At 76.2% G+C, this 10,159-nt stretch carries 8 protein-coding genes; 3 read left to right on the top strand and 5 right to left on the bottom strand.

Features of this window, described 5'->3' with window-relative positions; all coding sequences use genetic code 11:
- Positions 1 to 250: 250 nt before the first annotated feature.
- From GTR00_RS06740 to GTR00_RS06730, 3 genes are all read right to left on the bottom strand, one after another.
- A complete protein-coding gene (locus GTR00_RS06740; protein WP_166610865.1) occupies positions 251 to 1,573 on the bottom strand; it encodes an SGNH/GDSL hydrolase family protein in 1,323 nt (440 codons plus the stop codon).
- Positions 1,574 to 1,587: 14 nt separating this feature from the next.
- Positions 1,588 to 2,319 (bottom strand): polysaccharide deacetylase family protein, encoded by a 732-nt coding sequence (locus tag GTR00_RS06735; protein WP_205705231.1) that lies wholly within the window; start codon positions 2,317 to 2,319, stop codon positions 1,588 to 1,590.
- 139 nt (positions 2,320 to 2,458) lie between these two features.
- Entirely contained in the window at positions 2,459 to 3,853 is a 1,395-nt protein-coding gene (locus GTR00_RS06730; RefSeq protein WP_166610864.1) for a glycine--tRNA ligase, read from the bottom strand.
- 202 nt (positions 3,854 to 4,055) lie between these two features.
- Here GTR00_RS06730 and GTR00_RS06725 point away from each other — a divergent pair, with 202 nt between their 5' ends.
- The 3 genes from GTR00_RS06725 (at position 4,056) to ppc (ending at position 7,914) form a co-directional block, all read left to right on the top strand.
- Positions 4,056 to 4,463 carry a Fur family transcriptional regulator gene (locus GTR00_RS06725; protein WP_166610863.1) on the top strand — a complete coding sequence of 136 codons (408 nt, stop codon included), beginning with the start codon at positions 4,056 to 4,058 and terminating at the stop codon, positions 4,461 to 4,463.
- Positions 4,464 to 4,623: 160 nt separating this feature from the next.
- Positions 4,624 to 4,902 (top strand): HU family DNA-binding protein, encoded by a 279-nt coding sequence (locus tag GTR00_RS06720; protein WP_166610862.1) that lies wholly within the window; start codon positions 4,624 to 4,626, stop codon positions 4,900 to 4,902.
- 195 nt (positions 4,903 to 5,097) lie between these two features.
- The gene (gene ppc, locus GTR00_RS06715; protein ID WP_166610861.1) at positions 5,098 to 7,914 is read left to right on the top strand and encodes a phosphoenolpyruvate carboxylase; all 2,817 of its coding nucleotides are present in this window, start codon (positions 5,098 to 5,100) and stop codon (positions 7,912 to 7,914) included.
- A 64-nt stretch (positions 7,915 to 7,978) separates the two neighbouring features.
- Here ppc and GTR00_RS06710 read toward each other — a convergent pair whose 3' ends face one another.
- Together GTR00_RS06710 and GTR00_RS06705 are read right to left on the bottom strand one after the other, a co-directional pair.
- Positions 7,979 to 9,328: a cytochrome P450 gene (locus GTR00_RS06710; RefSeq protein ID WP_205705230.1), complete on the bottom strand. Its 1,350-nt coding sequence runs from the start codon at positions 9,326 to 9,328 to the stop codon at positions 7,979 to 7,981.
- On the bottom strand, positions 9,325 to 10,159 hold an 835-nt coding region (locus GTR00_RS06705; RefSeq protein ID WP_240899552.1), incomplete at its 5' end, for an isoprenyl transferase. The genes GTR00_RS06705 and GTR00_RS06710, both read right to left, overlap by 4 nt.

The following is a 10,159-nucleotide window of genomic DNA, read 5'->3' as shown; positions in this document are numbered from 1 at the left end:
GGTGCGGCCGCGCACCGCGTCGTGCGCGGGGGCCGGGCGGGTGGTGCGCTCGTGGGCGGACGGTGCCCGGACCGTGGGGCCCGGCGGCTCTGCCGGACTGGTGCTCGAGGGTAGGACCGCGGTGGACGCGGGCACAAGCGACCGCCCCGTCACGGACCGGTGACGGCGCGGGGACCGGTGGTGCGGTCCCCGCCCGGTCACCGGCCCCGTGACGGGGCGGTCTCGGTGGAGCGGTGCGGGTGGAGCGGTGTCAGCGGAACAGGCGCAGCGGCACCGCGTCGGCCATGGCCCGCATCCCCGCGTCGTTGGGGTGCAGGCCGTCGCCGGAGTCGTAGCGGGGGTTCAGCCGCCGGTGGTCGCGCGGGTCGCGCAGGGCGGCGTCGAAGTCGACGACCGCGTCGTACTCGCCGCTGGTGCGGATCCAGTGGTTCACCTGCTGGCGGGCGGCCTCGTTCTCCTCGGAGAAGAAGCCGAGGGTGTCGCCCTCGAACGGCAGGATCGTGCCGCCGATCGCCGTCATGCCCTGCTGGTGGGCGCGGGCCACGAGCTGGCGGTGCGCGTCGACGATCTGCTGCGCGGTGACGGTCTCGGACTCCGGCGCGGAGGTGCCGGGGTGGCCGAGGTCGTTGACGCCCAGCAGGACCACGAGGTACTCCGCGCCCGGCTGGGCGGCCACGTCGCGGTCGAAGCGGCGCAGGGCGCTCTGGCCGAAGTAGGCCGCGTAGCCCTCCGCCGGCGAGCCGGCCGGCGGGTTGGGGTCGTGCAGCAGGCGGTTGCCGCTGACGCCCTCGTTGAGCACGCCGCGCTCGGGCATGCCGCGCGCCTCGCGCAGCCGCTGGGCCAGCAGGTCCGGCCAGCGCCGGTTGGCCCCGCGGGTGGTCTCGGCGCCGTCGGTGATGGAGTCGCCCAGCGCCACGATCGCCGCGGCGTGCTCCTGCTCGGGCACCAGCACGCTGACGCCGGAGAGGAAGTACCACTGCCCCACCGTGGCGGTGGGCGTCACGCGCTCGGCGCCGGTGACGTTGCCGGCGGCGACGACGTTGTCCTGGTAGGGGAAGGCGTGCACGGTGGTCACCGGGGTGCGCTGCGGCAGGTGGATGCTGACGACGAGGTCCCCGCCCTCGGGCAGGCCCAGCTGCACCGGGTCGCTGAGCAGCGGCGCGCCGGCCGGCACGGTGGTGGAGGTGCTGCCGCCGAAGGTGAGCCTGCGGTCGGTGCCCGGCTGCACGTCGGTGCCGGTGCTGCCGGCGCGCAGGCCGACGTGCGCCTCGCCGACGAGCAGCGGCGCCTCGCCGAACTCGTTGGTGAAGCGCACCTGCAGGCTGTCGCCGCCGATGCTGGCGTGCACCACCTGCCGGACGGTCTGGTCCTCCAGGACGCTCACGCCGCCGGCGGGCACGGCGGTGGGCACGTCGGCCCACGTGCCGATCCACTCCCCGCCGGTGCCGCGCCCGTGGGCGCTCTTCGCGGTGACGGCGGCCTCCGGGGCGGAGACCGCGGGGGCGGCCAGGCCGAGCACGAGGGTGCCGGCGAGCAGGCCGGCGGCGCGCAGGCGCCGGGTGGGGGTGGTCATCGTCCCGTGCCCCTTCACGCGCGCTTCGCCGGCAGGGTGAAGCGCCACCCGGCGAGCCGCAGCTCGGGGATGAGCGTCTCGACGGCGTCGACGGTGCCGCTGCGGTCCCCGCCGCCGTCGTGCATGAGGATCACCGAGCGCGGCTGCAGGCGCTCGCGCACGCGCTGGGCGATGACCTCGGCGCCGGGCTCCTCCCAGTCCTCCACGGCGAAGGTCCAGCCCAGCGGCTCCATGTCGAGGCGCTGGGCGACGCGCGCGCTGACGCCCCAGGAGCCGTAGGGGGCGCGGAAGTACGGGATCTCCGCGTCGGGCACGGCCCAGCGGATGAGGGCGTTGGTGGCCTCCAGGTCGGCGCGCACCTGCGCGGCGGTGGCGGTGCCCAGGTCGTCGTGGCGCACCGAGTGGTTGCACAGGGTGTGGCCCTCGGCGGCGATGCGGCGCACCAGGTCCGGGTCGGCCGCGACCTGGTCGCCCTGCAGGCAGAAGACGGCCTTGACCCGGTAGGCGCGCAGGACGTCGAGCAGGCGCTCGGTGTCGGCGCCGTGGGGGCCGTCGTCGAAGGTCAGGGCGACCGACTGCCCGGCGCCCCGGGCGGTGCTGATCGGCTCGGGGGCCGGTCTGGCCCGCGCCGCGTCCGCCTGCGCCGGCAGGGCCGGGGCGGCGGTGAGGGCCGCGAGCGCCAGGGCGGTGGCGGCCAGGCGGCGGGTCAGCGGCGAACGGGCGAGCGTGGACACGGACAGCTCCACGGAGCTACCTCCTCGTAGCTGGGGTGAGGCTGTGAAGGTACGACGGAGCTCCCGTTCCCGCAAGGATTCCGGAAGGATCCGGTGTGCGCGGGGCGCCCTCCCGCCGCGGCGGGAGGGCGCCCGGGTGGAGCGGGAGGGCTCAGGCGCCCAGCAGGCGGCTGCCCAGCCAGCCGGCGACCTGGCCCAGGCCCACGCGCTCCTGCGCCATGGTGTCGCGCTCGCGGATCGTCACGGCCTGGTCCTCCAGGGTGTCGAAGTCCACGGTGATGCAGTACGGCGTGCCGACCTCGTCGTGGCGGCGGTAGCGCCGGCCGATGGCGCCGGCGTCGTCGAACTCCACGTTCCAGTGCGTGCGCAGCTCGGCGGCCAGGTCGCGCGCCTTGGGCGAGAGCTGCTCGTTGCGCGAGAGCGGGAAGACCGCGGCCTTCACCGGGGCCAGGCGGTGGTCCAGGCGCAGCACCGTGCGCTTGTCCACGCCGCCCTTGGTGTTGGGCGCCTCGTCCTCGGAGTAGGCGTCCACGAGGAACGCCATGAGGGAGCGGGTCAGGCCGGCCGCGGGCTCGATGACGTACGGCGTCCAGCGCTCGCCCTTGGCCTGGTCGAAGTACGACAGGTCCACGCCCGACTCGCGCGAGTGGGTGGACAGGTCGTAGTCGGTGCGGTTGGCGATGCCCTCCAGCTCGCCCCACTCCGAGCCGGTGAACCCGAAGCGGTACTCGATGTCCACGGTGCGCTTGGAGTAGTGCGAGAGCTTCTCCGCCGGGTGCTCGAAGAAGCGCAGGTTGCCCGGGTCGATGCCCAGGCCCACGTACCAGGACATGCGCTCGTCGAGCCAGTACTGGTGCCAGGTCTCGTCGGTGCCGGGCTCGACGAAGAACTCCATCTCCATCTGCTCGAACTCGCGCGTGCGGAAGATGAAGTTGCCCGGGGTGATCTCGTTGCGGAAGCTCTTGCCGATCTGGCCGATGCCGAACGGCGGCTTCTTGCGCGCCGAGCCCATGACGTTGGCGAAGTTCACGAAGATGCCCTGGGCGGTCTCCGGGCGCAGGTAGTGCAGGCCCTCCTCGTTGTCCACCGGGCCCAGGTACGTCTTCATCAGGCCGGAGAACTCGCGCGGCTCGGTCCACTGCCCGCGCACGCCGGTGTCGGGGTCGACCACGTCGGCCAGGCCGTTGACCGGCGGGTGGCCGTGCTTGGCCTCGTACGCCTCCAGCAGGTGGTCGGCGCGGTAGCGCTTGTGCGTGACCAGCGACTCCACGAGCGGGTCGGTGAACACCGCCACGTGGCCGGAGGCCTCCCACACCCGCCGCGGCAGGATGACCGAGGAGTCCAGGCCCACGACGTCCTCGCGGGAGGAGACCATCGTGCGCCACCACTGGCGCTTGATGTTCTCCTTCAGCTCCACGCCCAGCGGACCGTAGTCCCAGGCGGAGCGCGTCCCGCCGTAGATCTCCCCGCTGGGGAAGACGAACCCGCGGCGCTTGGCGAGGTTGGTGACGGCGTCGAGTCGGGAGGCGGAGCTGGGCTGGGCCACGCGGGATCTCCATCCGGCTGGGTGTCGGCGGACCTGACCGCGCCGTGTCCGGCGCGGCGCCCCGCCACGGTGGCGGGGCGGTCAGCAAGGCTACGCGCTGGGCGGACGCGCCCGCCGGGCGGGCGAGCGGTGACGTACAGTCGCGGGACGCAGTCCCAGCCCGGTCGCACGTCGCGCCCGCCGCGCGTCGAGAGGAGCAGCCGTGGTCACCCCGGCCCGCCGGTCCACCCGGCAGCGTTCCGCCGTCTCCGCGCTCCTGGACGAGGCGGACGCCTTCCTGTCGGCGCAGGAGCTGCACGCCCGGCTGCGCGAGCGCGGCGACAGCGTGGGCCTGGCCACCGTCTACCGGGCCCTGCAGGCCCTCGCCGAGGACGGCGACGTGGACGTGCTGCGCACCGACGACGGCGAGGCCGTCTACCGCCGCTGCAGCACCGGGCACCACCACCACCTGGTGTGCCGCTCGTGCGGGCGCACGGTGGAGGTGGAGGGCCCGCAGGTGGAGTCCTGGGCCCGGCGGGTGGGTGCCGAGCACGGCTTCACCGCCGTCGAGCACGTCGTCGAGGTGTTCGGGGTGTGCGCGGCGTGCAGCGAGCGGGACGCGCGGGCCTGAGCCGTGCGCGGCGGGCACCGCCCGCCGGGCCCCGGACTCCACCTGCGGGCCCCGCAGCAGGCCCGCGCCGCGCCGCGCCCACCGCCCTTGCCCGGGCGCCGGTGTCACAGCGGGTAACGTCGCCTGCCGAACCCCCGACCCCCACACCCCGGGAGAGCCCGTGAACCGCTCCGAACTGATCACCGCCGTCGCCGAGCGCAGCGGCGTCTCGCAGTCCGACGCCGACTCCGTCCTGGCCGCCTTCGGCGACGTCCTGCTCGAGGCCGTCGCCAAGGGCGACGCCGTGAAGCTGCCCGGCCTGATGACCGTCGAGCGCGTCGAGCGCGCCGCGCGCACCGGCCGCAACCCGCGCACCGGCGAGACCCTCGAGATCGCCGCGTCCTTCGGCGCCAAGCTGACCGCCGGCTCCAAGCTCAAGGCCGCCGCCGCGGGCTCCTGAGGCCCCCGCCTCCCTGCCGCTCACCCGTCCGGTACCGCCCCGGCTTCCCGTCGGCGGCGCGGACGCGCAAGACTGCCCGCGCCGCGCCCACCCGGGCCGGTGCGTGACCGACCGCGACCCGGCGGTCCACGGCAGCAGCAGCGTGACGGAGTCAGCGTCGACCCGGCACCGGCAGGGAGGCGAAGGCCAGCAGTCATGACCACGCGCACCGACACCCCCACCCACGGCCCCCTGGCCGTCGACGGCGTCTCCTCCGACGAGGGCCACGCCGCGCTGCGCGCCTCGGTGCGCCGGCTCGGCGAGCTGCTCGGCGAGTCGCTGACCCGCCACGAGGGGGCCGACCTGCTCGACCTCGTCGAGCAGGTGCGCGCCCTGGCCCGCGAGCCCGACGACGGCGCCAAGCTGGCCCAGCTGCTCTCCGGGGTGGACGACCGCACCGCGATCGTGCTGGCCCGGGCGTTCACCGCCTACTTCCAGCTCGCCAACGCCTCCGAGCAGCTGCACCGCGGCCTGGAGCTGGCCGGGCGCCCCGCCGACGGCCTCGAGGGCGCCCTGGAGCGCCTGCGCAGCGCCCTGGCCGCCGGCGAGACCGACGCGGCGGAGGTGCGCGAGGTGCTGGGCCGGCTGCAGCTGCGCCCGGTGTTCACCGCCCACCCCACCGAGTCCAGCCGGCGCTCCGTGCTGGACCTGCTGCTGCGCATCACCGAGAACGTCGAGGCCTCCGAGGACCCCGCGCAGCGGGCGGTGGACGCCGCGCGCGGCCGGCGCCGCCTGGCCGAGCTGGTGGACCTGCTGTGGCAGACCGACGAGCTGCGCGTGGAGCGCCCCCGCCCGGCCGACGAGGCCCGCTCGGCGCTGCACTACCTGCGCACGCTGGCCGGGGACGTGCTGCCGGACCTGCTGGAGGACCTCGAGGTCGGCCTGGCGGGCGCCGGGCTGCACCTGCCCGACGGCGCGCGCCCGCTGCGCTTCGGCAGCTGGGTGGGCGGCGACCGCGACGGCAACCCCAACGTCACCCCCGAGGTGACGCTGGAGGTGCTGGGCCTGATGCACGAGGCGGCGCTGGACGTGCTGTCCGCGGCGGTGCGCGACCTGCGCACCGAGCTGGCCGCCTCCACCCAGATCGTGGGGGTCTCCCCGCAGCTGGCGGCGCTGCTGGAGCGCGACGCGCAGCTGCTGCCGGAGGTGCGCGCCGACCGCGAGCGCCTCAACGGCGAGGAGCCCTACCGCTTCGAGCTGTCCTACGCGCTGGCCCGCCTGGAGGGCACCCGGGCGCGGCTGCGCACCGGCGCCGAGCACGTGCCGGGTCTGGACTACGCCGGGCCGGAGGAGTTCGTCGCCGAGCTGCGGGTGCTGCAGGACTCCCTGCGCGCCAACGACGGCGAGCTGGTGGCCGACGGGTCGGTGGCGCGGCTGCTGCGCACCGCGCACGCCGTCGGCTTCGGCCTGGCCACCCTGGACGTGCGCGAGCACGCCGGCCGGCACCACGCGGCGCTGGCGGCGGTGTACGACCGCCTGGGCGAGCTGGTGCAGCCGTACGCCTCGCTGGACCGCGACTCGCGCCGGCGGCTGCTGAGCCGGGAGCTGACCGGGCACCGCCCGCTCATCGGCGCGGCGGTGCGCACCCTCACCGGCACCCCCGCGCAGGTCATGCACCTGTTCGCCACCGTGCGCACCTGCCTGGACCGCTTCGGCGACGACGCGATCGAGAGCTACATCGTCTCGATGACGCAGGGCGTGGACGACCTGCTGGCCGTGGTGGTGCTGGCCCGCGAGGTCGGCCTGGTGGACCTGGCCGAGGGCGGGCGCGAGGGCACCGGCCCCGGCGACGTGGCGCGCATCGGCTTCGTGCCGCTGTTCGAGACGGTCACCGAGCTGGAGGCCGCCGAGGAGCTGCTGGAGGGGCTGCTGTCGGACCCCTCCTACCGCCGCGTCGTCGCCGCCCGCGGCGACGTGCAGGAGATCATGCTCGGCTACTCCGACTCCTCCAAGGACGCCGGCATCGCCGCCTCGCGCTGGCAGATCCACCGCGCGCAGCGGGCGCTGCGCGACGTGGCGCGCCGGCACGGCGTGGTGCTGCGGCTCTTCCACGGCCGCGGCGGCTCGGTGGGCCGCGGCGGCGGCCCCACCGGCGAGGCGATCCTCGCCCAGCCGTACGGCACCCTCGACGGGCCCATCAAGGTCACCGAGCAGGGCGAGGTCATCTCCGACAAGTACGTCCAGCCCCGCCTGGCCCGGCACAACCTGGAGGTGGCGCTGTCCGCGGCGCTGGAGGCCTCCACGCTGCACCGCAGCTCCCGGCTGGGCCGGGAGGCGCTGGACGTGTGGGACCAGACGATGGACGTGGTGGCCGCGGAGGGCCAGCGCGCCTACCGGGCGCTGGTGCGCGACCCGGGCCTGGTGCCGTTCTTCCTGGCCGCCACCCCGGTGGAGGAGCTGGGCAACCTCAACATCGGCTCGCGCCCCTCGCGCAGGCCCGGCGGCACCGGCGGCCTGGAGGACCTGCGGGCGATCCCGTGGGTGTTCGGCTGGACGCAGAGCCGCATCAACGTGCCCGGCTGGTTCGGCGTGGGCTCGGGGCTGGCGGCGGCGCGCGCGGCCGGCCACGGCGAGGCGCTGCGCGAGATGTGCGCCACCTGGCACTTCTTCCGCAGCTTCGTCTCCAACGTGCAGATGACCCTGGCCAAGACGGACCTGGGCATCGCGGCGCACTACGTGGAGGAGCTCGTGCCCGCCGGTCAGCGCGGCGCCTTCGACGTCATCCGCGCCGAGCACGCCCGCACCCTGGAGCAGGTGCTGTGGGTCACCGGGCAGGAGTCGCTGCTGGAGGGCGCCCCGGTGCTGCGCCGCACGCTGGAGCTGCGCGACGCCTACCTGGCGCCGCTGCACGCGCTGCAGGTGAGCCTGCTGGCGCGCGCGCGGGCGGCGGGCGAGGGCGTGGACCCGGCGCTGCGCCGGGCGCTGCTGCTGACGATCAACGGCATCGCCGCCGGGATGCGCAACACCGGCTGAGCGCTCCGGCGCGAGGCCCGCGGCCCCCGTCCCCCCGCGCGGGGGGACGGGGGCCGCGGGCGCGTCAGGCCAGGTGCACCGGCAGGCTCCGCCAGCCGCGCAGCACGCGCGTGGTGGTGCGCCGCGCCCCCGGTGCCGCGCGCAGGTCGGGGAAGCGCTCGAACAGCGCCCGCAGGCCCACCTCCCCCTCCAGGCGCGCCAGCGCCGCGCCCAGGCAGAAGTGCCGGCCGGCGGAGAAGGCCAGGTGCTCGCGGGCGTTGGCGCGGCGCACGTCGAAGCGCGCGGGGTCGGCGAAGACGTCCGGGTCGCGGTTGGCGCCGCCGAGCAGCAGCACCACGCGGGTGCCGGCGCGCACCTCGCACCCGCCGGCGGTGGTGGTGCGCAGCGCGCGGCGCGAGGTCAGCTGCACGGGCGTCTCCAGGCGCAGGGACTCCTCCACCGCGCTCGGCCACAGCGCCGGGTCGGCGCGCACCAGGTCCAGCTGGTCGGGGTGCTGCAGCAGCAGCGCGGTCGCCGAGCCGAGCAGGTTCACGGTCGTCTCGAACCCGGCGGCCATGAGCAGCCCGGCGGTGGCGCGCAGCTCCCCCTCGCTCAGGTGCGCTCCCCCGCCGCCGCGCTCGTCCTCGTCGTCGGTGACGGCGAGCAGGCCGCTGAGCAGGTCCTGGCCGGGGCGGCGGCGCAGGTGCTGCAGGTGCTCGCCGATCCAGGCGTCGAAGCCGCGCAGGGCCGCGTCCACGGCGCGCACGTCGCGCCAGGGTGCGGCGACCTCCAGGCTGCCGGCCAGGCCCGCCTCGAAGGCGCGCACCTCCTCGCGCCGGTGCGGGGGCACGCCGAGCAGCTCGGCGATGACGGCGACCGGCAGCCGCAGGGCGTAGTCGCGCACGGCGTCGGCGGCGGGCCCGCGCGCGGCCAGCTCGTCGAGGAGCTCCGCGGCCAGCTCCTCCACCCGCGGGCGCAGCCCCTGCACCGCGCGGGCGGTGAACACCTTGGAGACCAGGCGGCGGTAGCGGGTGTGCTCGGGCGGGTCGACCGCGAGCATCGAGGGCGGCTCGACCGGGTGGTGGGGCCGGTCGCGCACCGCCCACGCCAGCAGCGGGCGCAGCTGCGCCACCGGCGCGTCGTGCAGGGCCCCCACGCCGAAGTCGGCGCCGCCGAGCACCTCGCGCACCACCGGGTGGGAGGCGCTCATGCAGGTGAACGGGCCCGTCAGCAGCGGGCCGGCGGCGCGCACGCGCTCGTGGAAGGCGTACGGCTCGCGCCAGGTGGGCGGGTCGGTCATCAGCAGCGACTGCAGGTCCCCGCCGCGCGCGCCGCGGCGCACGGCCAGCCGCGGCAGTCCGTGCTGCACGCCCCAGCGCACCGCCGTGCGCACCTCGCGCACCAGCGCCCCCGGCAGGGCCGCCGCCGCGCTCACGAGGGCCCGGCCGCCGGGTCCGCGGGCGCACCGGGCGCGTCGGCGGTGCCGGGCGCGCCGGGCGCGTCGACCGCCCCGCCGTAGCGGCGGTCGCGCTGCGCGTACGTCTCGATCGCCGCCCACAGCGCGCGCCGGTCCACGTCCGGCCACAGCACGTCGGAGAACACCATCTCGGCGTAGGTGGACTGCCAGGGCAGGAACCCGGAGGTGCGCTGCTCGCCGGAGGAGCGCCAGAACAGGTCCACGTCGGGCATGTCGGGCTCGTCGAGGAAGCGGGCCACGGTGCGCTCGTCGACGCGCTCGGGGTTCAGCCGGCCGGCGGCGACCTCGCGGGCGATGGCGCGGGCGGCGTCGGCGATCTCCGCGCGCCCGCCGTAGTTCACGCACATCGTCAGGGTGCAGACGGTGTTGCCGCGGGTCAGCTCCTCCGCGGCCTCCAGCTCGTCGATCACGCTGCGCCACAGGCGGGGGCGGCGCCCGGCCCAGCGCACCCGCACGCCCCAGGAGTGCATCTCGTCGCGGCGGCGGCGGATGACGTCGCGGTTGAAGCCCATGAGGAAGCGCACCTCGTCGGGGCTGCGCTTCCAGTTCTCCGTGGAGAACGCCCAGGCCGAGACGTGGGTCACGCCGATCTCCACGGCCCCGGCCACGACGTCCAGCAGGGACGCCTCCCCGCGCTTGTGCCCCTCGTTGCGCGGCAGCCCGCGCTGGTTGGCCCAGCGGCCGTTGCCGTCCATGACGATCGCGACGTGCCGGGGCACCAGCTCCGGCGGCAGCTGCGGCGGGCGCGCGCCGGAGGGGTGCGGCGGGGGCGCCTGGACGGTGCGGGGG

It is taken from the genome of Kineococcus indalonis (genome assembly GCF_009906395.1).
GTDB lineage: Bacteria > Actinomycetota > Actinomycetes > Actinomycetales > Kineococcaceae > Kineococcus > Kineococcus indalonis.
The sequence above is the reverse complement of the archived record's forward strand: the minus strand, read 5'-3'. Positions and strand labels throughout refer to the sequence as shown.

Coding starts and splice junctions, on each gene's coding strand:
- ppc (WP_166610861.1), top strand. CDS start 5,098: ATGACCACGCGCACCGACACCCCCACCCACGGCCCCCTGGCCGTCGAC.
- GTR00_RS06740 (WP_166610865.1), bottom strand. CDS start 1,573: ATGACCACCCCCACCCGGCGCCTGCGCGCCGCCGGCCTGCTCGCCGGC.